Annotated in this window: 24 protein-coding genes; 10 read left to right on the top strand and 14 right to left on the bottom strand. The window is 42.4% G+C overall.

The genetic code is table 11. The annotated features are described in order from the left end of the window. Nucleotides 1-47 precede the first annotated feature (47 nt). Nucleotides 48-1,106, bottom strand: a complete 1,059-nt coding sequence (locus N7E81_RS11560; RefSeq protein WP_263049744.1) for a branched-chain amino acid aminotransferase — start codon at nt 1,104-1,106, stop codon at nt 48-50. A 108-nt stretch (nt 1,107-1,214) separates the two neighbouring features. After that, entirely contained in the window at nt 1,215-1,757 is a 543-nt protein-coding gene (locus N7E81_RS11555; RefSeq protein WP_263049743.1) for a cob(I)yrinic acid a,c-diamide adenosyltransferase, read from the bottom strand. Nucleotides 1,758-1,861: 104 nt separating this feature from the next. Here N7E81_RS11555 and N7E81_RS11550 point away from each other — a divergent pair, with 104 nt between their 5' ends. Then, nucleotides 1,862-3,556 carry an amidohydrolase gene (locus N7E81_RS11550; RefSeq protein WP_263049742.1) on the top strand — a complete coding sequence of 565 codons (1,695 nt, stop codon included), beginning with the start codon at nt 1,862-1,864 and terminating at the stop codon, nt 3,554-3,556. Between the two features lie 21 nt (nt 3,557-3,577). Here N7E81_RS11550 and arsB read toward each other — a convergent pair whose 3' ends face one another. From arsB to N7E81_RS11520, 6 genes are all read right to left on the bottom strand, one after another. Continuing rightward, a complete protein-coding gene (gene arsB, locus N7E81_RS11545; RefSeq protein WP_263049741.1) occupies nt 3,578-4,627 on the bottom strand; it encodes an ACR3 family arsenite efflux transporter in 1,050 nt (349 codons plus the stop codon). Nucleotides 4,628-4,629: 2 nt separating this feature from the next. Then, the gene (locus N7E81_RS11540; RefSeq protein ID WP_263049740.1) at nt 4,630-5,247 is read right to left on the bottom strand and encodes a low molecular weight phosphatase family protein; all 618 of its coding nucleotides are present in this window, start codon (nt 5,245-5,247) and stop codon (nt 4,630-4,632) included. Nucleotides 5,248-5,374: 127 nt separating this feature from the next. After that, nucleotides 5,375-6,517, bottom strand: coding sequence for a metallophosphoesterase (locus N7E81_RS11535; protein ID WP_317624041.1), 1,143 nt, complete (start codon nt 6,515-6,517; stop codon nt 5,375-5,377). 145 nt (nt 6,518-6,662) lie between these two features. Then, on the bottom strand, nt 6,663-7,715 hold the full coding sequence (locus N7E81_RS11530) for a DUF4097 domain-containing protein (protein ID WP_263049738.1): 1,053 nt from the start codon (nt 7,713-7,715) through the stop codon (nt 6,663-6,665). Beyond that, on the bottom strand, nt 7,696-8,244 hold the full coding sequence (locus tag N7E81_RS11525) for a hypothetical protein (RefSeq protein WP_263049737.1): 549 nt from the start codon (nt 8,242-8,244) through the stop codon (nt 7,696-7,698). Before N7E81_RS11525 ends, N7E81_RS11530 begins: the two co-directional genes overlap by 20 nt. Further along, nucleotides 8,234-8,788 (bottom strand): RNA polymerase sigma factor, encoded by a 555-nt coding sequence (locus tag N7E81_RS11520; protein ID WP_263049736.1) that lies wholly within the window; start codon nt 8,786-8,788, stop codon nt 8,234-8,236. The genes N7E81_RS11525 and N7E81_RS11520 overlap by 11 nt, the downstream gene beginning before the upstream one ends. A gap of 151 nt (nt 8,789-8,939) precedes the next feature. Between N7E81_RS11520 and N7E81_RS11515 the strand changes: the two genes are divergently transcribed. Beyond that, complete coding sequence (locus N7E81_RS11515) at nt 8,940-10,460, top strand: FMN-binding glutamate synthase family protein (RefSeq protein ID WP_263049735.1); 1,521 nt, start codon at nt 8,940-8,942, stop codon at nt 10,458-10,460. A gap of 258 nt (nt 10,461-10,718) precedes the next feature. Here N7E81_RS11515 and N7E81_RS11510 read toward each other — a convergent pair whose 3' ends face one another. Then, nucleotides 10,719-11,939, bottom strand: coding sequence for a molybdopterin molybdotransferase MoeA (locus N7E81_RS11510; protein WP_263049734.1), 1,221 nt, complete (start codon nt 11,937-11,939; stop codon nt 10,719-10,721). A 69-nt stretch (nt 11,940-12,008) separates the two neighbouring features. Here N7E81_RS11510 and moaC point away from each other — a divergent pair, with 69 nt between their 5' ends. Then, entirely contained in the window at nt 12,009-12,491 is a 483-nt protein-coding gene (gene moaC / locus N7E81_RS11505) for a cyclic pyranopterin monophosphate synthase MoaC (RefSeq protein ID WP_263049733.1), read from the top strand. Beyond that, nucleotides 12,484-13,626, top strand: coding sequence for an NTP transferase domain-containing protein (locus N7E81_RS11500; protein WP_263049732.1), 1,143 nt, complete (start codon nt 12,484-12,486; stop codon nt 13,624-13,626). Before moaC ends, N7E81_RS11500 begins: the two co-directional genes overlap by 8 nt. A gap of 6 nt (nt 13,627-13,632) precedes the next feature. Here N7E81_RS11500 and N7E81_RS11495 read toward each other — a convergent pair whose 3' ends face one another. Together N7E81_RS11495 and N7E81_RS11490 are read right to left on the bottom strand one after the other, a co-directional pair. After that, nucleotides 13,633-14,043 carry a molybdenum cofactor biosynthesis protein MoaE gene (locus N7E81_RS11495; protein WP_263049731.1) on the bottom strand — a complete coding sequence of 137 codons (411 nt, stop codon included), beginning with the start codon at nt 14,041-14,043 and terminating at the stop codon, nt 13,633-13,635. Nucleotides 14,044-14,060: 17 nt separating this feature from the next. After that, nucleotides 14,061-14,312 (bottom strand): MoaD/ThiS family protein, encoded by a 252-nt coding sequence (locus tag N7E81_RS11490; RefSeq protein WP_263049730.1) that lies wholly within the window; start codon nt 14,310-14,312, stop codon nt 14,061-14,063. A gap of 74 nt (nt 14,313-14,386) precedes the next feature. Here N7E81_RS11490 and fdhD point away from each other — a divergent pair, with 74 nt between their 5' ends. Together fdhD and N7E81_RS11480 are read left to right on the top strand one after the other, a co-directional pair. Then, nucleotides 14,387-15,238: a formate dehydrogenase accessory sulfurtransferase FdhD gene (fdhD, locus tag N7E81_RS11485; RefSeq protein WP_263049729.1), complete on the top strand. Its 852-nt coding sequence runs from the start codon at nt 14,387-14,389 to the stop codon at nt 15,236-15,238. Between the two features lie 3 nt (nt 15,239-15,241). Beyond that, entirely contained in the window at nt 15,242-15,592 is a 351-nt protein-coding gene (locus N7E81_RS11480; RefSeq protein WP_263049728.1) for a DUF7009 family protein, read from the top strand. A 124-nt stretch (nt 15,593-15,716) separates the two neighbouring features. Here N7E81_RS11480 and N7E81_RS11475 read toward each other — a convergent pair whose 3' ends face one another. Both N7E81_RS11475 and N7E81_RS11470 read right to left on the bottom strand, forming a co-directional pair. Then, the gene (locus N7E81_RS11475; protein WP_263049727.1) at nt 15,717-17,831 is read right to left on the bottom strand and encodes a M3 family metallopeptidase; all 2,115 of its coding nucleotides are present in this window, start codon (nt 17,829-17,831) and stop codon (nt 15,717-15,719) included. 64 nt (nt 17,832-17,895) lie between these two features. Continuing rightward, nucleotides 17,896-19,533 (bottom strand): M28 family metallopeptidase, encoded by a 1,638-nt coding sequence (locus tag N7E81_RS11470; protein ID WP_263049726.1) that lies wholly within the window; start codon nt 19,531-19,533, stop codon nt 17,896-17,898. A 226-nt stretch (nt 19,534-19,759) separates the two neighbouring features. Here N7E81_RS11470 and N7E81_RS11465 point away from each other — a divergent pair, with 226 nt between their 5' ends. The 4 genes from N7E81_RS11465 (at nt 19,760) to N7E81_RS11450 (ending at nt 23,667) form a co-directional block, all read left to right on the top strand. Next, the gene (locus N7E81_RS11465) at nt 19,760-21,175 is read left to right on the top strand and encodes a pyridoxal phosphate-dependent decarboxylase family protein (protein WP_317624040.1); all 1,416 of its coding nucleotides are present in this window, start codon (nt 19,760-19,762) and stop codon (nt 21,173-21,175) included. A gap of 19 nt (nt 21,176-21,194) precedes the next feature. Next, on the top strand, nt 21,195-21,887 hold the full coding sequence (locus N7E81_RS11460) for an SIR2 family NAD-dependent protein deacylase (RefSeq protein WP_263049725.1): 693 nt from the start codon (nt 21,195-21,197) through the stop codon (nt 21,885-21,887). After that, on the top strand, nt 21,884-22,606 hold the full coding sequence (locus N7E81_RS11455) for a hypothetical protein (protein ID WP_263049724.1): 723 nt from the start codon (nt 21,884-21,886) through the stop codon (nt 22,604-22,606). Before N7E81_RS11460 ends, N7E81_RS11455 begins: the two co-directional genes overlap by 4 nt. A gap of 308 nt (nt 22,607-22,914) precedes the next feature. After that, nucleotides 22,915-23,667 (top strand): hypothetical protein, encoded by a 753-nt coding sequence (locus tag N7E81_RS11450; protein ID WP_263049723.1) that lies wholly within the window; start codon nt 22,915-22,917, stop codon nt 23,665-23,667. Here the strand turns inward: N7E81_RS11450 and moaA are convergent, their stop codons facing one another. Further along, nucleotides 23,668-24,678 (bottom strand): GTP 3',8-cyclase MoaA, encoded by a 1,011-nt coding sequence (gene moaA, locus N7E81_RS11445; RefSeq protein WP_263049722.1) that lies wholly within the window; start codon nt 24,676-24,678, stop codon nt 23,668-23,670. Nucleotides 24,679-24,681 lie beyond the last annotated feature (3 nt).

Genomic DNA, 24,681 nt, shown 5'->3' with positions numbered 1-24,681 from the left:
AAGTCCCATAGGTTGGGACTTTTTTGTTTCATATCGTAATGCTGGCATTACATTTTACACACCCACCCGTGTGTGTCTTCTACTTCTCCTAATTTGATCTTGTCCAACGTATCAAAAAGTTTGTCAGACAATGGCTTTTCTTCTGGCAACACATAATCAGTACCATTATAACCGATCTTGTGAATCTTAGCGATAGTAGCCGCTGTGCCTGCTCCAAAGGCTTCTTTTACCTCCCCTGCTTTCAAGGCAGCTTCGAGCTCTTTCACGCTCAACCTTTTCTCTTCTACTTTCATTCCCCAATCTCGGGCCAAAGTCAGCACGCTATCTCTGGTAATACCATTCAGGATGGAATCTCCAGTAGGTGCTGTGATCAAAGTGTCATTGATCAAAAACAGCAAATTCATAGTGCCTGCTTCTTCGATAAACTCATGAGTCTGTCCATCTGTCCATATCAACTGGTGATATCCTTCCTTTTGTGCCTGCAACGCAGGGTACAAAGATGCAGCATAGTTGCCCGCAGTCTTGGCATAGCCTACGCCACCCGCAACTGCTCTGGTGTATTTTGTTTCAATTTTTACATTGACTGGTTCAGAGTAGTAAGCACCCACTGGTGCTGTAAAAATGAGAAATTTATAGGTCAACGACGGCCGAATACCCACATACGGATCATCCGCAAATATGACAGGCCTGATATAAAGTGACGTATCTGCCAATCCAGGAATCCAAGCACTGTCCAACTTCAACAAAGCACGCAAAGCCGTCATAAAAAATTCTTCTGATATCGGCGGAATACACATACGCTCCGCGCTGATGATCATTCTTTTGGCATTGGCCTCTGGTCTAAAAACCAAAATTTCACCTGCTTTATTTTTATACGCTTTTAAACCCTCAAAAACTGACTGACCGTAGTGTAAAGTTGCATTGGCAGGGCTAATCGATAGATTACCATAAGGCTCTATTCTCATGTTTTTCCATTCACCGTCTTCGAAGTCAGCCACAAACATGTGATCTGCATAGACTTTTCCAAATGGAATATCATTAAAATCAACCTCACTTATTCGCGATTTTGCGATTTTCTTAATTTCAAATTCTGCCGTTTCAGTCATCTTTTTGCTATTTATTTTTTTGGCATTGATTATAGCAAATTTAATGAAAATGACATTCTAATACTTGTCGTATAAAGAATTTGACTATTGAATAGGCTATAATTTTTTTCAAGGTTTCCAGGGTACTTCTGGTGCATTAAGGCGATGTGTCATCCATCTACACAACACAAACAAGTAATCAGACAGCCTGTTTAAATATATAGTCACACCATCCTCCACTGGTTCCTGCGCTGCTAGTCCAGTAACAATTCGCTCTGCACGTCTACACACACACCTGGCAATATGACCAGTAGAAACCGATATATGTCCACCTGGCAGAACGAAGTTTCGCATTTCAGGCAATTCTGCATCCATGCGATCAATAGCTTTTTCTAATTTTTCAATCTGACTATTTTCTATATCAGGAATCACCACCTTAGACTTTTCAGGATCTGATGCCAAATGTGACCCAATCACAAAAAGTGTGTTTTGGATGTTTATCAATTCATCTACAAGTGAGGCATTAACTGGCTGATCTCGAACCATACCCATATGACTATTGAGCTCATCTACTGTCCCGTAAGACTCTATTCTCAAAGCCGATTTTGAAACTCTAGTACCTCCAAGCAGTCCTGTCGTTCCTTTGTCTCCTGTTTTTGTATATACCTTCATCTTTGAGTTTTAAATGTAGCTCAATATTTTTTTGATTATTAGCCACAAAAATGGTAAACTTAATGTTCTAACCCTTTTGATTAGTTCAAATTTTAAGCAGCAAAATGCGCTCTACCTTTCATCTGATAGCCCTAGTAGCTATATGTCTTGAGTTTTCGTGCACAGACAAGCACCCAAAGGCTGATTTAGTCCTTTTTAATGGCAACATATATACATTAAACCAGACAGAACCCAAAGCCGAAGCAGTAGCAGTGACTGATGGAAAAATCGTGTATGTAGGCAACAACGTGAATGCCAACCAATGGGTAGCAGACACCACTCAAATTATAGACCTTGAAGGCAAAACAGTAACCCCTGGCTTTATAGAAGGGCATGGACACTTGATGGGCATAGGTGCCAACCTGCTCAATCTCGACCTAATGAATACCAGAAGCTATGACGAAATAGTAGAACTAGTAAAAGCCAAAGTAGAAACAGCAAAAAAAGGAGAATGGATTATCGGCCGAGGCTGGCATCAAGACAAATGGTTTGTTCTTCCCGAAAACATGATAGATGGCTTCCCTACCCATCACAAGCTTTCTGACATTTCCCCTAACAACCCCGTACTCCTTCGTCATGCCAGTGGACACGCCTTGCTAGCCAATGAAAAAGCCATGAAACTAGCTGGGATAGATAAAAAAACAGCAAACCCTGATGGAGGAGATATCTACAAAGATTTAGGAGGAAACCCTACTGGAATGCTAAACGAAACGGCACAAGACCTAATAAAAAAAGTAGTACCCGAAGAATCAGACGAGCGTCGTATACAAATGCTCAATATGGCGATAGAAGCCTGTCTTAAAAATGGCATTACCAGTTTTCATGACGCAGGTGTGGGACAAAAGACAATAGACCTATACGAATCTTTCTTAAAAAATGGATTACTTAAAATCAGACTATATGTGATGCTCGATGGCAGTCAAAAAGAATTGCTAAAAGAATGGTATACTACAGGTCCTCAAATTGGCCTTGGCGATCATTTTTTGACTATCCGGTCGATCAAACTATATGCGGACGGTGCTTTGGGATCTAGAGGCGCTCTGTTATTAGAAGACTACACCGATGCCCCTGGCGTACAAGGTTTAAGAATCACTCCTGCAGATCACATCATGCGAGTAACCGAACAAGGCACCAAAAATGGATTCCAAATTTGCACCCACTGCATTGGTGACCGGGCCAACCATGAAGTATTGGACATGTATGAAATCGTATTGAAATCCGACACTACAAAGACTAACCCTAGGTTTAGAATCGAGCACGCACAGCATGTTGCCCCAGATGACATTATCAGATTTGGGGCACTTGGCGTGATACCATCTATGCAAGCCATTCACATGAGCTCCGATCGCTCATGGGCCATCGATCGATTAGGTGAACGCCGAATTGTAGAAAGTGCCTATATGTGGCAGTCCTTGATCGAAGGAGGTGCTAACGTAATGAACGGCACTGACGCCCCCGTGGAACCAGTCAATCCATTGGCCAGTTTTTATGCCTCTGTGACCCGACAAACACTAGATGGAAAACCCGATAATGGCTACGAACCTGACCAGCGCATGACAAGGGAGCAAGCCCTACAAGCCTACACGATCAACAATGCCTATGGTGCTTTCGAAGAAAACATCAAAGGCTCTGTAGAAATTGGCAAGTTGGCAGACTTCACGATCTTCTCTAAAGACATCATGAAAGTACCTGCACAAGAGATTTTGACCACTGAAATAGAATACACCATCGTGAATGGAAAAGTACTCTATCAAAAATAGATAGCCATAAGCGGCGAAGCCTTAAGCCTCGACCGCTCCAAAATATTTTTTACGCAACCAAAAGGACATTCTGACTAAGAATATAAGTGCTGGCACCTCCACTAAAGGCCCTACTACCCCTGCAAAGGCTTGCCCTGAATTCAACCCAAAGACAGCAATCGATACTGCAATAGCCAATTCAAAATTATTGCCCGCAGCCGTAAAAGCCACTGAAGCTGTTTTGTCATAGGTAGCACCCATGGCTTTGGTAAAAAAGAATCCAATGATAAACATCAAGGTAAAATATACCAGTAGCGGAACAGCTATAATTAGCACATCCATAGGAATTTCTACAATCAACTCGCCTTTGAGCGAAAACATGATGACGATAGTAAACAGCAAAGCGATAAGTGTGAGAGGAGAAATAGTGGAAATAAATTTTTCTTGATACCAAGACTCTCCTTTCCATTTCACTAAAAAGGTACGACTCAGAATACCTAACAAAAATGGTATACCCAGATAAATAGCCACACTCTCTGCTATCGTCGCTATCGATATATCTACAATCGCACCTTCGAATCCGAAATACGGCGGTAGTATAGTAATGAATATCCATGCATAAAAACTGTAGGCGAAGACCTGAAAAATACTATTGAGCGCAACCAAACCAGCACCATACTCGCTGCTCCCTTCGGCCAAGTCATTCCATACGAGCACCATCGCGATGCATCTAGCCAGACCTATCAAAATCAAACCCACCATATACTCTGGATAATCTCGAAGAAATGTGATCGCCAATACAAACATCAGCACGGGCCCTATCACCCAGTTGAGAATCAGCGATATCGATAAGATTTTAGTATTACGAAACACCTTGGGCAGTAGCGCATAATTTACTTTGGCCAAAGGAGGATACATCATCAAAATCAGCCCTATGGCAATCGGTATATTGGTAGCCCCACTGCTCATGGCATTGATCTTCATAGGAAAAGAGGGTACAAAATACCCAATACCTACACCCAATATCATCGCCAAAAAGATCCAAAGGGTAAGATAGTTATCTAAAAAACTTAATTTTTTACCTGATTCCATGTTTATAAATTGATTTGAGAAAAGACATAACATAACTCAGTAGCGATTTGCATACTGCGCTCCATATATTTTTCGGCTTGTTGTGGTGTACCATCAAATGCCTTAGGATCGTCGAAAGTAATCGGAATCCGCTTTTCCGCGCCAGCGATAAATGGACACCCGCCATCTGCCTGCGAACAAGTCATGATCGCTGCAAATCCAGAAGTCGGATTGAAAGCATCGTCCAATTTCTTCGAAAACCCAATGATTGGATGTTCATTATCTGAATACTTGATGCTATACACGGGATTGTTTTCGTTAGACAAAGTCTGTATTTGAAAACCTGTTTCTTTCAAAGTCTCGGCCACTACTGGAAAAAGCGCCGTAGCTTCTGTGCCTCCAGAATAACAAAACACGTTGGCAATTTCGAAATGTGCAGCCATGGTCTGTGCCCAGACTTGAGACAAATGACTTCTGCGGGAGTTGTGCGTGCAGATAAAATTGATTCTAATTTCTTCTTTGGCCGTTACTTTTTCTTGGATATAAGCAACTAATGGCTGCAAAGTTTGCTTACGCTCTTCTGTTACGTCTTCTGGCTTCAATGAAGCGATAGTCTCACGTAAGGATTCGTAGATTTTCATAGTGTATACCTGCTCGTTTTATATAATCTGAAAATATTATATCGCAATATTACGATTATATTTCAGATCCAACAAATAAGATTGCATGATTGCTCAAAAAATCAAGAATTAAATACAAAGGAAAATACTATCCTCTTTTCAACTCTAAAATAGTAATCTCTGGCAATATACCCACTCGACCTGGATAGCCCAGAAAACCAAAGCCACGATTGACATACAAATGCTGGTTGCCTTCTGTGTAGAGATCTGCCCATTGCTTATATAAATATTGCGATGGACTCCACCGAAAGTTGCCGATCTCTACTCCAAACTGAAACCCATGCGTATGCCCCGCCAAAGTAAGGTCAATATCTCCATATTGAGGCCTGATTTGCGCATCCCAATGACTCGGGTCGTGCGACAATAAGATTTTAGTGTCGGCTTCTACATATTGGGTCGCCTTGGCCAGATTTCCATATTTAGCAAAACCTCTGGCACCCCAGTTTTCTACACCCAAAATGGCCAATCGATCTCCGTCTACTTCAAGGTAACGATGCTCGTTGAGCAAAATATCCCAGCCCATATCTTTGTGTGATTGGATGAGTTGAGCTAGGTTTTTCTGCTTCTCTGATGAGGAAGCCCATGCTTTGTAGTCTCCATAATCGTGATTACCCAAAACAGAAAATTTACCTACAGGGGCCTGTACTTTGGAGAAAATATGAAGATAATCAGCCACTTCTTTCGATTCATTATTGACCAAATCGCCTGTAAAAAAGAATAAATCCGGCTTTTCGGCATTGAGCATATCTACACCTCCTTGCACAGCAGTTTTATTGTAAAAACTACCACTGTGGATATCCGATAGTTGTCCGATTCGAATACCATCAAATGCCTTGGGCAAATTGGGCAGGGCGACCGTTCGCCTCCGTACTCGATAGTCGTAAGCTCCTGATATGATACCATAACTCATCGCCGCAATAGGCACAGTCCCAGCAATCAGTGCAGATTTTGATAAAAAATCGGAACGAGACATCCCGTTTTCGGCACTTGGGTTAGGCACTCCATTTTGAAACACCCCTTGATATACATACCTCCCAAGTCGAATGATATCATCGGCAAATACAAAAAGACCTGCAGCCAGTTTTGCCAAAACATTCATAAACACTGCAGTAGCCAAAAAAACACGAAGGTTGTGATATTTAGAAGGGTCTACCAAACCAAAAGCAAATAAGGCTGCAAAGGAAAAAACGGTGAGTGACCAATAAAGCACATAGATTAATAGTTTTCCCATTGAGGAAAAATGAGCTACTACTACTTTAACCGCCTGAAAGACGTAGTAGTCAAGAAACGTATAAATAAGGAAGGCGAGAATAAAAAAACTCAATCTGTGCATAAGATTCATCTTACGCAAATTGAGTTTGTGAGTTGTTGTTTTTTTATCGGAACCGAACGTCTCCGTAACTGGTGTCTATTTTGATATAGCCTGACTGTCCGTTGCCCATTTTTCCTTTGTATTGTGCTTTAAAATCCTCTTTGATCTTATAATCAAAATCTAATGGTAGACCAGAGTAACTGAAATCACTAAAACTCAAGGCCACATCAAACTTGAAACTAGCACCGTCTTCGAAGGATATACGGTAGTCTCCAAACTTACCATCGATCAAGATCTCACTAAAACCCTTAGCCACTTCATCAATTGTAAAATCGCCACTATAGGCCGATTCTATGTCCATCTCTATTTCTAGCCTACGAATGGAAAAATCCGAATACCCGACATAGCCCTTGATCCCTTTTACCGTACCTATCTCCATATCTCCATATTTGCTAGTCAGATCTATGGTTTCTATTTTTTCTATTTCCACATCAGAAAAACCTTGCTCCATCTTGACCATGCCGAGTTCTTCTATGTCTACTTCAGAATACTTAATCTCCAATTCCCCTTTTTGAATATTCTGAATAAACCCATCGCTAAACGAGATTTTGATATCCGTCTCACCCAGCAGTTCTTCGATTCGTAGTTCTCCGTATGAGATGTCGATTTCGTTAGTTCCTGTGCGATTGCCAATATAGTTGGCACCAAAGCTATTTTTCAATTTGAGCGGATTAGCTTTTGGCATATTCACCTGATAGTTGATCTCAAATTCCTCTCTATCTCTGTTTTTCAGTTTACCCAGACGGGTATCAAACGAGATCTGTGATGGGCTTTGTTCAATATCTATTGTGATCTTATCCAGCAAGTCTTGTGCTCGGCTCTCACTATTCATCCTAGCAATCACTTCTATGTCTACCGTGATTTCGTTTTTGTCCCAGGTATTGATATGTACCCGACCAAAGGTATTGCTGATTTCCAACTTCACCTCCGAGTTTACCTGATAGCTCTTCGAGATTTCACGACTTTTTTCGTAGTCCAACCCACCTCCTACTGCCGTCTGTACAAGCAGTCCTATTGAGACCACCCCTATAACAAGGCTATACGCTAATTTTTCCATCTTTCTCGTGTTTACTTATTCGTTCTAAAACCCTCAATTGTTTACTTAGAATTTCAACTCTCAATTGTAGATTTTGAATCATGGCATTGATCACTCGCTCATCATTCTGGTTTTTTTTCAAATCCTTTTTAAGCTTGGCATACATTTGGTCCAACTGCTCCATATCCTCCAAAAGATCAACATCTGCAAGTCCCTTTTGAGCAATCACACTTTTAATTTCTGCTCGCTTTTGTGAAATGAGTTGGGTATAGTAGCCTTCCACTTCTCTCAATTCTGCAGATGGATTTTTCGTGGTCTGCTGAGCTACGGGCATGGTATTCGTCGCTGTCTGCATAGTTCGCTCTATAGCCAAGCCCACAGAGATACACAGAAATACAATTGCTGCCGCCTTCCACAACCAAGCATACTCCTTCTTCGCTTGGACTGGTGCCAATTCCTGTTGGATCTTGTGCCAGGTAGTTGGTCTTGGTTCCAAATCATCGAACTCGGCCCGATGCGATTGAATGAATGTTTCTAATTTATCTTTCATACTGATATCTTTCTTTTAGAATCTCCCTCAACCTTTTTTTTGCACGATTAAACTGCGATTTTGAAGTCGACTCTGTAATACCTAATACTGTTCCTATTTCCTTGTGATCGTAACCTTCCAACAGGTAGAGCGTCAACACAGTTCTAAAACCTTCTGGCAGTTCCTGAATGGTCAATTTGATAGCAGACAAATCCAAGGCTATTTCCACCTCCTCTTCCGATTCATCTATAGCGCCATCTGCCTGCTCCATTTCCACAAAATCCAACTTCCTTTTCTTGAGTACATTGATCGATGCATTGATAACAATACGCTTGACCCAAGCTCCAAAAGTAGAATCTCCTCTATATTTATCAATGTTTTTAAACACATTGATAAAAGCCTCCTGAATCACATCTTCAGCTTCGTCACGATCATTCACAATCCGATAACTCACATTCAACATAGCTTTTACATACAAGTTGTAAAGTTCAAATTGAGCTGCTTGGTCTTGGCACTTTGCTGCCTCTACCAAATGATAATGAATGTCCTTATTTCCTATTTCCAATGATTATCGAAATTCTAACTTATAGACTACCTAATTTAAGTAGGGTTGCATCTATTTTGAAATTAACTCGATTATATATAATTTCCGCACATCTTGTGCATGAGAGGGATAATTTGACTAATTTGACTTTAATCATTTATAACCTCTACTTATGCGAAATCAATTCATTGGACTTGCCATTGTAACCTCCCTAGCCCTCATTATTCTCTCGTTATATTTCCCTTGGGTGTGGTGGAGTTTTGCGCTAGTTGGGCCTGTTATTGCCCTCGGTATTTCCGACCTTTTAGACAAAAAACATACCTTAAGAAATAACTTCCCTGTACTCGGCGCACTACGCTATGTCATGGAGGATCTTCGGCCCAAGATTTATCAATATTTCATCGAATCAGAAACAGACGGTGCTCCCATCAATCGAATGTACCGTTCTATTGTATATCAAAGAGCAAAAGGAGCACTTTCTACCAATCCATTCGGCACTAAGATAGACGTCTACCAGGATGGCTATGAATGGGCCAACCACTCCATGCACCCAATAAACCATACTGAGTTAGACGAACACCCCAGGGTATTGATCGGTGGATCTGACTGCAAACAACCCTACAGCTCTAGCATCCTCAATGTATCCGCCATGAGCTATGGAGCCTTGAGCAATCGTGCAATTGAAGCTCTAAACGGTGGAGCCAAGCTTGGCAACTTTGCACACAATACTGGAGAAGGGAGCATCAGCCAGTTTCACCTTAAACACGGAGGAGATCTAATCTGGCAGATTGGCACAGGGTACTTTGGCTGCCGCAATAAAGATGGTACTTTCAACGAGGACATGTTTAAAGAAAAGGCCACACAAGAGCAGGTCAAAATGATTGAAATCAAAATGTCTCAAGGCGCAAAACCAGGCCATGGCGGTATCCTTCCTGCCATTAAAAACACCAAAGAAATAGCAGCTATTCGTGCCGTAGAACCACATACGAGAGTAGATTCACCTCCTGCGCACAGTGCATTTAGCAATCCAATAGAATTGATGCATTTCATCAAAAAACTAAGAGATCTTTCTGATGGGAAACCTGTAGGGTTTAAACTTTGTGTTGGTAATAAAATTGAATTCACTGATTTGTGCATTGCCATGCAAAACACAGGCATTACACCAGACTTTATCACTGTAGATGGTGGTGAAGGAGGCACAGGTGCTGCACCCCTAGAATTTTCCAACAGTATCGGAATGCCACTTAGAGACGGACTTGCTTTTGTTTGCGACTCTTTGAGAGGGTATGATTTAAAAAAGGAAATTAAAGTCCTTGCGTCAGGCAAAATTCTCACTGGATTTCATGTTTTCAGAGCTTTTGCTCTAGGTGCTGATGCATGTTATAGTGCCCGTGGCATGATGCTAGCTTTGGGTTGCATACAAGCACTTGAGTGCCATAGCAACCACTGCCCAACAGGAATTGCCACCCAACAAAATCATTTGATAAAAGGACTTAATGTTACCGACAAAAAAGTGCGTGTAGCCAAATTTCATAATGAAACGGTCAATAGCTTTGTCGAGTTTATGGGAGCAACTGGAGTAAATGCTATCGGTAAAATCAAAAGGCATCACGTGTATAGAAGAATCAATCAAGAACAAATCAAGACATACGCTGAGATATATCCCAACATAAAAGTTGGTGAATATGCCTAGGCACTGTACTTTTGCTGCGTATTGATCAATACGCAGCAGCATTTATCTTATTAGGGAAAAATATTATGTTTAAACCAATCAATTTCGTTTGAGCCCAAACGAAAGAGGGTTGGGAGAATATAAATATTTGGAGATGAATAACTTAGTACGTTACAAAAGATTTGCATTTAGCTTCTCGTTTTACGTTTTATTCCTAAGTCTATTAGGATGTAAAGAAGAGATGGCCTCATTCAACCCATTCAAAACGGCAGATCTGATCTACGCCAAACTAGATATATCAAACGAATAATACGGATAGAATTCGCCCACTAGGTATCTACTTTGTTTAGCAGGCAGATATAAGAAGGCATCACTCTTAGCCAAATTAGCCAAATCCCCTGAACCATTACCTGTCTCAGGCCAAACAGCCACTGTGCCGTCAGGCCTGACCTCACTCCTAACCTGTACAAAATACCCTAAATCAGGATTGAAAGTCACCTCCTCCTGTAAAAGTGCCCATTTCTCATGCATTGGACTTCCCAGTCTCTGCATAAGGAATGGCAAAAAGTACACCCTAAAACAAAGATAAGTAGAAATAGGGTTGCCCGGAAAAGCAAACACTGGCTTGCCTGTTGTATGCATCCCAAACCAAAACGGCTTGCCTGGTTTTTGGGCTACTCTATGAAACATCTTCCTTACACCCAGTACTTCTAACACTTCTGGCAAATAATCCGCCTTTCCTTTAGACACGCCACCACTTAAAAGAACTATATCAAATTCCTGTAGAATTGTTTCCACCTTAGCCTGCAATTGCTCCTTACTATCTGGCAAATGAAAACGCTGATTTGGTATACGAACTTGACACAATGAAGCCTGTATAGCTATTGAATTGGACATTCGGATCTGATAAGACAATGGCACTTCGGCTACTTCCACCAACTCATCACCAGTAGATACTATGGCGACTTTTGGCTTCTTGTTGGCCAATACCATACTACGCCCCACAGTAGCCATGATAGCAACCTCAGCGGCAGTAACTACCACACCTTTTGCAATCAATAACTCTCCCTTTTGCTGATCACTGCCTTGACGATGTATATTTTTCCATCGGCTGGCTCCTTCATCCAAAACTCTCACCCACTTAGTCCTATCTTGTTCATAAAACTCCAAGTCTTCATAACGGATCACCAAATCACAATTGCCACTCAATACTGCTCCTGTCATTATCTCTATGGCATATCGATCGCTTTTCAGCGAAACAGCAGGCACTCCTGCCAACTGTGCCTCTTGTACCTGAAAGGTGCGACACCCTGTAGCATAAGCATCAAAACTAACCGCAATACCATCCATCGCCACCCGATCGAACGGAGGAAAATCTCGATCCGCACAGATGTCCTCTGCAAGCACCTCGCCCATACACTCCTCTATAGGCAGGCTAATAGCCCCCCACTGAATAGACTGTGAATCAATAATATTCTTGGCTTCATCTACAGATATCATATCAGATTCTCTAATTTTATCACTCGTTTGTAAATTAAAAACAACTCTCCTCCTATCTCACTAAGAAAGATGAAAAACGAAAAATTTTCTCACATAGATGCTAGCAACAACCCTGCAATGGTCAACGTATCTAACAAAAAAATCACCCTACGTACGGCCACTGCACGAAGTATCGTACGGCTGACTGCAGAGATTATGAAAGGACTAGAAGAGGGAGAAATTCACTCAAAAAAAGGCCCTGTATTTCAGACTGCGATCATAGCTGGCACTATGGCTGCCAAGAAAACAGGAGAGTTGATTCCACTGTGTCACCCGATCGGACTAGACGGTTGCGACTTCGCCATCAAAGTAAATGGACTCGAAGTAGAGATCGAATGTACCTCATGGATATCAGCCAAAACTGGCGTAGAAATGGAAGCCCTAACAGGAGCTTCACTAGCAGCACTCACAATCTATGACATGTGCAAAGCACTCTCTCATGATATAGTAATCACCGAAACCAGACTTATAGCTAAAACAGGCGGCAAAAAAGACTTCAAACACAATGGCTAAAAAACATCAAAAACACGCAAAAATTGCTCGTCCTGACCTGGGCACATTCGGCAGAAATGAATATGCCATACTAGGCACCCCATGCGGGGAAATAAAAAAACTAGCCAAGCAAATCAGCGAAGGACTAGCCAGTCAGCACAAAATCGCCTACGTAGATGCCGACCACAAAAGCGCAGACGATGCCTCTAGCCTCGACGGTAGTTCGCTACAGTACGGCAACCACTTAGAGTACGTTGATAAGATTGATTTTCACCGGTTCGATCAAATGGGTGAACTCACTCCATTTGACTATAAACGCAAATTTGCAGACCAAGACCTGATACTCGTCAATGGCAATCATTTCGAAGGTCAGAAGCAAATTTTGGTCATCGACTCTAGAAAGTCTCTGGAGAAAAAACTTCACAAGCTCACCAACGTGGCGCTGATACTCTTTCAAATAGAAGAAGTAGAAGCGCCTGATTATATCCAAACGCACCTATTTGATTTCGACAACATCCCTCAGCTCAGTATAGACGATACCCATGGCATTCATGCTTTTCTCCAAAGAGAGATGAAACTGTCGGCACCCAATATAAAAGGTCTTGTGCTCGCTGGAGGGCAAAGCACCCGAATGATGCGAGACAAAAGTGAAATCAACTATTTCGGTAAAAGTCAAAAGGATTTTATGTTTGACTTATTAACAAAAACTACCGACGAAGCCTATTATTCAGTTAGAGCTGATCAATTGACAAACGGCACCAGCAATCAAATTGCAGATACGTTTACGGGTCTTGGACCTTATGGCGCCATTTTATCAGCCTTCCGCTCCGATCCCAATGCGGCATGGCTAGTGACAGCCTGCGACCAGCCTTTTCTCACCAAAGAGACTCTGGCACTCCTTACCTCAAAACGAAACCCATCGAAAATAGCGACAGCTTTTTACAATCCTGAAACGGATTTTCCCGAGCCATTGATTACGCTTTGGGAGCCCAAGGCATATGGACATCTGTTGCATTACTTGAGTTTGGGATATTCTTGCCCACGCAAAGTTTTGATCAACGAAGACATTGAAATGATACACCTAGACGACGCGTCTGTATTGAAAAATGTAAATACGCCAGAAGAGTATAATGAGGCACTAAAGATTTTGGGTTAACTCCGATTATGGATGTGCAGCAACCCAGACATCGCCATCTTCGAATATTTCTTTCTTCCAGATAGGCACCGTCTTTTTGAGTTCGTCGATTATAAATTTGCAGGATTCAAAAGCCGCCTTGCGATGTGGTGTAGACACAGCTATTACTACCGCCTCCTCACCGATCTCTACTACTCCCACTCGATGCGAGATAGCATACTTTAAAATTGGCCATTGGCTTTTGGCTCGATTTACTATCTTTTGGAGTTCCTTGATTGCCATCGGTTCGTAAGCTTCAAAATCCAACTTAACGACGGGCTTATCAGAAGTTTTGTTTCTCGTAGTACCTACAAACACGTCTGTAGCACCAGCTCCTTCATCTGATACAGCAGCGATCAATTTCGCTACCTCTATCTTATCTTTGGTAATTTCAATCATTGCTTTTCCTTAAGGTTTCAACCGCCACTCACGGGTGGAATAAGTACTAATTCATCACCAGCCAGAATCTCACGATCCGAAGGCACATATTCTTCGTTGATGGCTAACTGCAGCGAAGCCAACTGCTCAAAAGCTGGATATCTATCTTTCAGCAGGTTCATAGCCTGGGCGACTGTCGAGCCTGAAGCCAGATTTAGATCTACCCCCCTACCTCCGATGATATCTCTAGCGATACCAAAAGCCACTACTTTGATTTGTATTTCAGTCATTGAATTTCAAAGATATGGATTGATTGAATAGTTATGCCCAAGCTCATTAACTTTATCCTTCAAATTGTACACGCATGAGCACATTAGGCATATCTACAGCCAAAATACTAAAGGTAAACACTAAGACAACAGAAGTCAACGACCTAATCGTACGCGAAGAGCCCTTAGAAATCCGAGTAGGCTATGGCCTAGGCACTCAACGAAAGGAGTTTTCCTTAGCCGTCACCATGCGTACGCCAGGCGCAGACGAAGAGCTGGCTAGAGGTTTTTTATTGTCGGAAGGCATCGTAAAATCAAATACAGACATACTTGCTGCCAAATACTGTATGCAAGCCAAACACCCCGAAAACACGCTAAAAGTAGAATTAAACACCGAGATTTTATTTGACCCCAAAAAATTCCAGCGAAATTTTTACGCCACATCGAGCTGTGGGGTGTGTGGCAAAGCCGTGCTCGAAGCGATCTCGAGTGAACTACCTACTCCTTCGGGCACTTCTCCACAAATTCATCAAAACATGATCCTCAATCTTAACGATCAACTAAAAGCACATCAAAATACTTTCAAGTATACCGGAGGACTCCATGCTGCCACGCTATTCGATCAAGAGGGCAAGCTTTTGATCTTACGAGAAGACATAGGTAGACACAATGCTCTCGACAAGCTTATTGGTGTGTGTGGCATGAGACAAATGGATTTTTCAGATAAAATACTCTGGCTCAGTGGCCGAATGGGATTCGAAATGGTTCAAAAATCAGCCATGATTGGTATCAAAACTATTGTTGCACTCGGCGCACCATCGAGTTTGGCCATCGAACTAGCCCAGCAACAGCACATCACAATCATTGGATTCTTGAAAAAAGATTCATTTAATATCTACTCAGGAAAAGAAAATGTAATTTTAGAAACTCAACAAGTAAAGCAGTAGGATATGAAAATCAGAATCAACGGCAATTTCGTCAGACTAAGACTCAGCCAAAGTGAAGTAACTCAATTTGGTGAAACAGGTCAAGTAGGTGATGCAATTCAGTTTGGACAGCGATCACTCACGTATCGATTAGCCTCTAATAATGATGCCGAAGTATCCGTGAATTTTGATGGCGAAAATATCACTGTCAGTGTACCAAAAGCTTTGGCAGATGACTGGATACAAACCGAACTGGTAGGGTTTGAAAACGCCGACCAGTCGAATGTCAGAATATTAGTAGAAAAGGATTTCCAATGCTTGCATAAGCGCTCAGGAGAAGACGAATCGGACAATTTCCCCAACCCTGCTGCCTAAGCATAGAGAGTCATTATTTTGAATTTGCAAGTATATAACATAGCTAAAACACCACAGTCGTGCCATTTCATTCATTCCGAAAAGGAAGCTAAACTAATCCCTTTCGGAATGAACATTTACACAATTACTTCAATCCTTTCTTTTCTAACAAAGGCCCAATCTCTGGCGTCTTTCCTCTAAACTCACGATACAAATCCATACCCTCCTGCGAGCCTCCTTTGCTAAGTAAAATTCTATATTTGCGAGCAGTCTCCTGATCAAACAAATCGCCAGTTTCTTTGAATGCCTGAAAACAATCGGCATCCAACAACTCCGACCACAAATAACTGTAATAACCCGCCGAATAGCCTCCCGAAAATATGTGATTAAAATACCCACTTCTATACCTAGGTAAGATCTGGTCAATCAAACCCATTTGATCCATGGCTTGCTTCTCGAAGGCTCTGGCTTCCACATGGTCTGCTTGAGTGAGTGAGTGCCACGCCATGTCCAAATAAGCTGCAGACATGTATTCCACCGTCCTAAAACCTTCGTTGAATGCATTGGCCTCGTTCATTTTTTGCACCAGTTCATCAGGGATCACTTCTCCCGTTTGATAATGCTTGGCATACAACTTCAACACCTCTGGTTCGCTCATCCAGTTTTCCATCACTTGCGACGGAAACTCCACAAAATCACGAGGCACATTCGTACCCGATTGTGAAGGATAGGTCACGTTAGAAAACAAACCATGCAAGGCATGACCAAACTCATGAAATAAAGTTTGTGATTCTGTAAATGACAGCAAAGACGGCCCTCCTGCCGCTGGTGCAGGAAAATTGAAATTATTTGTAACCACAGGCGTAACTACCCCATCCATTTTGGACTGCGATCTCATCGAATTCATCCACGCCCCGCCTCGCTTACTGTCTCTGGCAAAAAAATCCATATACAACACACCTATGTGGGTACCATCCGCTTCGAGCACCTCAAATACTTGCTGATCTTCGTGCCATTTGGGCATGTCTGCTAGCTCCTTGATCTGAACTCCAAAAAGCTTATTTGCCAAAGCAAACGCACCATCTCTAACCGCCGTAAACTCAAAGTACGGGCGCATCACATCTTCATCAAAATTGTACTTGGCCTTCCGTACTTTCTCTACATAATACCGCCAGTCCGATCCTCGCAACACATCGTCTACTCCGTCTTTTTTCATCTCTTTAGTGAGCGCTTCTCTTTCCGCTTTCGCTAAATTCAAAGCCGCTGGCCACACCTGATCCATAAAGCCCAACACTGCCTCTGGTGTCTGTGCCATACTTGATGACAAACGTACCGCTGCATGCGTTTGATACCCCAACAAATTAGCTCGTTCTACCCTCAAGCGTACAATTTCTTCGATGATCGCTTTATTGTCATTGGCGTTGTCATTATCGGCGCGCATAGCGTAACCTTGAAAAAGTTTTTCTCTCAATCCCCGATTAGGCGAATACTGCAAAAACGGATTGATACTTGGGCGCTGTAGTGTGAAAGACCAGCCTTCATCGTGCCCTCTTTTTGTCGCCTCGGCTGCCGCCAATGACACCAAACTGCTTGTCAAAGTGCCTAGATCTTTAGGGTTAGAAGTATGCACTTCAAAGTTGTTAGTTTCAACCAACACATTTTGTCCAAACTTAGTCGTAAGTTCAGAGAGCCGGCTATTGATTGTCTGCAGTCGAATTTTTTCTTCACCTTCGAGCGCTACTCCTGAACGGATAAAATCTTTGTATGATTCGCTGACCAGTCGCTCTTGCTCCGCATGGAGCCCCAACTCATCGAGCTGATTATAAATAGCTTTCACTCTTTCGAACAGCCCCTTATTGAGGTTGATATAGTCATAATGCTGCGAAAGTAAGGGAGAAACCACTGTACGAACCGAGTCCAACACATCATTGGTATGCGCACCTGCTACGGCATAAAACACCCTCGAAGTATTGTTGAGCAAAGCACCTGCTCTCTCGATTGCTTCCATCGTATTGGCAAAAGTTGGCGCCTCTTCGTTATTGACGATCGCATCTATCTCCGCCTTGTGTGCTGTCATGCCCTGCTCAAAAGCGGGTAAGTAATGTTCATTTTTGATTAGATCAAACGGTGGCACTCCGAATGGCGTACGCCACTCGGACAATAATGGATTTTCAGTATTCATAGCGATTTTTTGATCTGGAGACTGGCAACTGGCTATAGCCAACATGCCCGCCGCCAAAATGGGAATTGCGTTTCTCATAGGGATAATGTTTATGGGTAAAAAAAGAGTTGATTGTTTAATAACCCAATCAACTCATATTATTCTAGTTATTGCCTTCTCTAATCACTTTAAATTCCGAACCTTCTTTCCATTTTGGGAAAACAGATTCATTAGCCAATGTATACCCAATATCAAAAAGTACTTGAGCATCGAGTTTCACCCCTTCTGCGTTGAAGTCTTCGCTGTATTCATCGGATGGTTTGTGATAATTTTCACTCGTATATTTTTTGTATTGCTCTTCTCCCCACTGCTTGCCATTGGCTTCGCTATCTGTGGCTCCTTTGCCATATAATGCAGGAATACCTATACTCGCAAAATTGAAATGATCCGACCTAAAAAAACCACCCGACTCTGGGTGTGGATCTGGGGTAATGTATCTGCCTTGTTTCTCCACTGCTCGCTGAGCATAATCGTCAAGTTCGGATTGGCCATAGCCCACAATAGAAAAATCATTGACTCGGCCGATTGGTCGGATAGCATCTACATTGAGGTTGGCTACAGTTTTGGCAGGGTCGTAGATAGGGTTGACTGCATAGTGTGCAGAGCCGAGCAGCCCTTGCTCTTCAGCCGTCACGGCCATAAACACGACGGATCGCTTGGTTGGCACATTCAGTTTGGCAAACGCCTCAGCCACTTGAACAATTGCCGCTACTCCAGTGCCATTATCTACGGCACCATTGTAAATAGAGTCCCCATTGACTGGCTTACCCACCCCAAAATGATCCCAGTGCGCACTATAAATAATGGTTTCGTTTGGCTGCTCTGAGCCTTCGTATTTCGCAATCACATTGTTGGACTTCGATCGCTTGATCTTATTTTTCAACCCTACAGACAACCGTTGATTCAAGGCAAATGATTTGAATGTTCGTTGTCGGGCTTCTTCGTAGAAATTATAATCTTTCATACCCATATTGGCGAAAATTCTGTTTGCACTATTCTCAGAAATCCAGCCTTCTATTACACACCGAGATTCATTATTGTCTGGGTTTTCAAGGTAGAGATTGGCTCCTGACCAGCCACCCTGCACTACTTCAAATGGATAACTGGCATGCGCTGTCTCGTGTATGATAATAATCCCCGCAGCACCTTGTCTGGCGGCTTCCTCATATTTGTAAGTCCATCTACCATAATAGGTCATTTCATTGCCTTTGAAAAAGGATTTGTCTTCTGTACCAAACCCAGGGTCATTGATCAGTACCACCACGGTCTTGCCTTTCACATCGAGCTCTTTATAGTCGTTCCAACCATACTCAGGGGCGATGGTGCCATAGCCTGCAAAAACCAATTCTGAATCTTCCAATCTTACACTATCCGTTACTCGTCGAGTAAGAGCCACAAAATCATCCCAGTAGTTGAGCGCAATATCGGCATCACCTCCTGCAATTTTCATTTGAGGGTCAACAGTAGCTGTGAGTTCTACAAGAGGTACTTCTTGAAAGTAACTATCGTCATTACCTGGCTTCAAGCCCAGCTTTTGAAATTCGCCCTTGAGATAGTTGATGGTTTTGGTTTCCCCTTCAGTGAAGGGCATTCTACCCAAAAATTCATCAGAAGCCAACGCTTTGATTCGAGTCTTTAAGCCTTCTTCAGAAATACTGTCATAGGCTTCTTGAAAATTTTCCTTTGGTGTACAGCCCAAAATGGTCAGCACCATTGCAAATACAATTGTTGATTTTTTCATCAGATTAATGAGATTGTTTAGACCTCCAATTTAGGCAAATCTGATGGCGTCTGACAACCCTTAACCAGATTTTAACCCTTTGAAATCTTTCTAAAAGTGGCTTCTCCTTATAGCTTCTTATAACCCAAGGCCGCCCCCTCATTTTCAAACATTATGAAACTTAATAATTTTTTGGATGGATTGCCGCGTGGCTACGTTTAGTTTTGTCTTTCTAAAAATGATGAATATGTTGGATAAAAAATCTTTCAGAGAAGAAGCTCACAAACTAGTAGACTGGATGGCAGACTTCTATGAAAACATAGAAGATTACCCTGTAAAATCTCAGTCCAAACCCGGAGAAATATTAAGCCAGCTCCCTGCCACACCCCCTACCAAAGGAGAACCGTTTGGAGAGGTTTTTAAAGACTTCGAAAACATCATTCTTCCAGGCATTACGCACTGGCAAAGCCCTAATTTTCATGCCTATTTTCCTAGCAACTCAAGCTACCCATCCGTACTAGGAGAAATGCTAACCTCCACATTGGGTGCGCAATGTATGATTTGGGAAACATCTCCTGCGGCAGCTGAACTCGAGGAGTTGATTATCAATTGGCTGAAGCCACTTATGCACATCCCAGACCAATGGACGGGCTGCATCCAAGACACTGCCTCTACGGCTACCCTTGCGGCACTTTTGTCGGCACGAGAGCGAAAAACCAACTGGGCGATCAATCACAAAGGGTTTGACAAACAAAAGCTCAGGTTCTACTGTTCGTCGGAAACTCACTCTTCGATCGATAAAGCAGTGAAAATACTGGGTGTGGGTACTGAGAATTTAGTGAAAGTAGCTGTAGACGATCAATTGGCGATAATACCCGAAGCACTCGAAGAAGCCATCAATAAAGACATTAAAAACGGCTACACCCCATGTGGAGTAGTTGCTGCAATAGGCACTACTGGCACGCTCGCCATAGACCCTATCGATGCCATTGGAGACATTTGCGCTAAGCATAAAATTTGGCTGCATATAGATGCCGCTTATGCAGGTACCGCACTGCTACTTCCCGAATACCACACACTCATCAAGGGTATTGAAAAAGCTGATAGCTTAGTCTTCAATCCTCACAAATGGATGTTCACCAACTTCGACTGCACCATCTATTTTGTGAAAAATGTAGACGCGCTCATCAAAACTTTTGAAATCCTCCCTGAATATCTAAAAACCAACACTCGAGGCAAGGTCAAAGATTTCAGGGATTGGGGCGTCCCGCTGGGTCGCAGGTTCCGAGCCTTGAAATTATGGTTTGTGATCAGAGACTTTGGGGTAGAAGGCATTCAGTCCCGACTGAGGGAGCATATTAGCTATGCAAACTGGCTTGTAACGCAAATAGATGCGCACGAACACTTTGAACTGGTCATAGATCACACACTGAATGTGGTCTGCTTCAGAGCTATAATAGCGAACTATTCTGCAGATCAACTCGATCGACTAAATGCCGACCTGATAACGGCGATCAACGCTACGGGAGATGCTTACCTAACGCATACTAAAGTGAAGGGGCAATACACCCTACGCATGGTCATTGGGCAAACTTATGTACAGAAGCATCATGTGGAAAGTACTTGGCAAGTGATTCAAAAATGTCTAAAACCATTGATTTAGGTATATTTAACAGAAAAAAGTGAAAAAGATAGTTGTACTCACTGGCGCAGGGATCAGTGCGGAATCAGGCATTCGCACTTTCAGAGATGCTGACGGACTTTGGGAAGGTCACGATGTGATGGAAGTCGCTTCTCCAGAAGGCTGGGCCTCCAACCGTGAACTAGTACTTGAATTTTATAATCAAAGAAGAAAGCAAGCCCTCACTGCTCAACCCAACCAAGGACACTTCACATTGGCAGAGCTAGAAGAAGATTTTGAAGTAACAATAGTGACTCAAAACGTGGATAATCTCCATGAAAAAGCGGGATCTTCTAACGTCATTCATCTCCATGGAGAATTGTTCAAATCACAAAGCACAATAGATCCATCGCTCGTCTATGATATGAGTGGATGGGAACTAAACTTAGGCGACAAGTGCGAAAAAGAAAGCCAGCTTCGCCCCTACATTGTCTGGTTTGGAGAGCTGGTACCCATGATGGATGTAGCTATAGAAGAAGCCTTATCAGCTGATATTTTCATGGTGGTGGGCACTTCACTCGTAGTGTACCCTGCAGCAGGCTTAATCCATCAAACAAGGCCTGACACACCCAAATATATTATAGACCCTAGCATGCCTGATTTAGCATCAGACCCTTGTCTACATCTGTTTGAAGAAAAAGGGAGTACTGGCGTACCTAAAGTGGCGCAAATTCTAAGAGAAAAGTACTTATGACACCAGACAAAATCATCACGGTCAAATATACTGCTCAAGTTAGTGCCTCAATTATCAGCGCCAACCCAACTACCGACCTATCCAATCCCATGTGGGCTATCAACTGGTTTGACCTGAGAAAACCATGGCTCTACGAACGATACAATCAATTGGCCTTTGGCCAACTCAGGCAGCATGGTGCTTCTCCAGTATTTAAAGGTAAACTCACCAGCACGCTACTAAAAAATGACAGGTTACGACGAGACATGTTGCTCATCGTACAGCACAGAAATGCTCAAGGCTTTTTAGACCTACTGGCCTCTCCTTTTTTCCAATTGAAAAGTAAACTAAGAAATGCATCAATCAAATATTTCCAATTTGGTTTTATGCAAAAAGAAAATGAAGAAGACATCGTCCCCCATTCTCTGCGCTACACTGGTCGGTTAAAATACCTGGTGCATGTATGCGAAAGCCGACAAGAGCTAGACCTTCAATCACTCCTAGCACTGGCCGCTTCGTTTGAAATCTTTCCTCATTTCATTGGTCATCGGTCAGCCCTTTTGGGTTTTCAGAAAGGAAGAGGCCAACTAAAAACCATGGATTTTATACTCAGCCATGTTTTTGTATTTAGCGGGTTCGACGAACATGCAATACATGCTTTTGTTTATTCGGATGAATATCAAAAGTTCACACAAACCTGCTCATCCAATTTTATTGGTATTTACAACCGTTTGATCTAGCTCATTCTGCAACGTCAAAAAATTCCTTTTTCCATCAAGAAAAACCAATCAGCAACAGTACCTATCAAAGCGCAGTTCTTTGCATGCGATACCCCACAACTAGGCTATAGGTAAATACCCTAATCTATTTCCTCTTTACCTACGGTTCAATCAGCGTTCCCCCTAAATCGAAATACAAAACCCATAACACACTGATATTAAGGTCTTTCTACTTGTATTATTAAATTAATTTATACAACTTAGTCGTAGAGAAAAAAACTAAATACTTGCACAACCTGAAGTGCAGTCAACATCAACCAGAATCCACTATGTCACACAACCTCGAATTGCGTAGCACCTTTCAACTTTCCAGCGAAGGGCTAGGTACACTAGTCCAGCCACAAGAGACTCGCTACACAAAAACTACCCCCATACCAGAAGTCAAAGAATCCATTCAAAAAAACAACTATGGTATCGCCACACTAATCAGCAAGGCAGTTTTCAATGCACTAGACGAGGAAATGAAAGAAATGACAGAAGCCTACACTTCCAAGCGTTTGGCTTCATTGATCAACAAAGGCTTTGGTGAAGCAGAAAAGCACCTTTCGATCAAAAACACGAACGAAGCACTTGAAGGATTTGAGTTCAATACAAGCAATACCTTTGAAGCTGGTGTCACTTCAAAGTTTTGTTTGAGAGAAGGGTCCCACAAAGGACATATGATTATGCACTTGCCAGCATTCATTCCTGAAAAGGAATTGAACATCCCTGTAGATGCCACCAACTTTAAAATATGTGCTCGTCTAGTATCCGTTTCTTCCTTTGAAAGAAATGGTGAGCAAGTCACAATCATAAACAAAGATCAGCATGGCAAAGTAGGCATCTACGAAACCACGATGCTACCAGTGCTCCGTATTCCAACACAGCCTCTCACGGCTCAATTGTCTGTCCCTACAGCGACCAACATATCAACTGATACTTCTACGATACTCGTGATGGGGATCAAATTTTACGCATACAAGGATTCTAAATTTAGTTTTATGCCTGAGCATGGCATGATGAAAATCATGAAGGTAAGCTAATTACCCTCCTATGGAAGACATGGATTCTGAAATGTTTTGGTCTACTGTCCGATTCTTTTCTGCGGCAAACCCGTCTTTTTCTCTCTTCTGAACTGTGGCTATTAGTATTTGCTGGATGTCGTCATCTGTCTGATCACTTCTTAGTAACGCTTTGACATCCAATACCCCTTCGTCGTATAAACAGTTTTTGATCGTACCTGTAGCAGTAAGCCTAATACGATTGCACGCGTCACAAAACGTGCGCGAAAAAGCAGGGATAATACCTATATTTCCTAAATGACTTGGTTCCTGATACAACGTGGCTGGATTGCTGGGGTGGCTATCTAATTTAGTCAGCATAGGAAAAGCTTGCTTCAACTCGTCCAAAATTCTGACATGGCTCCAGTTGTTTTGTGTAGCCGACTGTGCCGAACCATTAAAAGGCATTTCTTCTATAAACCGTACACTGACTTTTCGGTGACGAGCCAATCCAGCCATAGCTACCACTTCTTGCGTATTTTTTCCATGCATCACTACCATATTGATTTTGGTATCTATGCCTCGGTCAAGCAATCCGCCTAAAGTTTTCATCACTGTATCAAATTCGTCTCGACGAGTGATCTTATAAAAATTTTCTTTATCTAAACTATCTAAACTCAAATTGACCCCATCAATTCCTATCTCTTGCATCTGATCCAGATACTGGTGAGTGAGTACACCATTGGTAGTGATGTGAACGGCCTCGATACCTGGGATTTTTTTAAGATTAGTCAATAAGGAAATAAAATCCTTTCTGAGAAACGGCTCCCCGCCTGTTAGCCTAATTTTTTTGATCCCTAAAGAAGCGAAGATCTCCGCCAGACGAATGATCTCTTCATAGGTAAGCAATTCTTTCTTTGGCAAATAATTGATGCCCTCCGCAGGCATACAGTAAAAACAACGCAAATTGCACCGGTCGGTCACTGCTATTCGCAGATAATCGATCGTGCGATTCCACGGGTCTACCAATGTATTGATGGGCAAATTTGTCATTAC

Origin of the sequence: Reichenbachiella carrageenanivorans (assembly GCF_025639805.1) — a bacterium.
Taxonomy (GTDB): Bacteria; Bacteroidota; Bacteroidia; order Cytophagales; family Cyclobacteriaceae; genus Reichenbachiella; species Reichenbachiella carrageenanivorans.
Note: the sequence above shows the minus strand (reverse complement) of the source record. Positions and strands in the feature narration are given on the sequence as shown.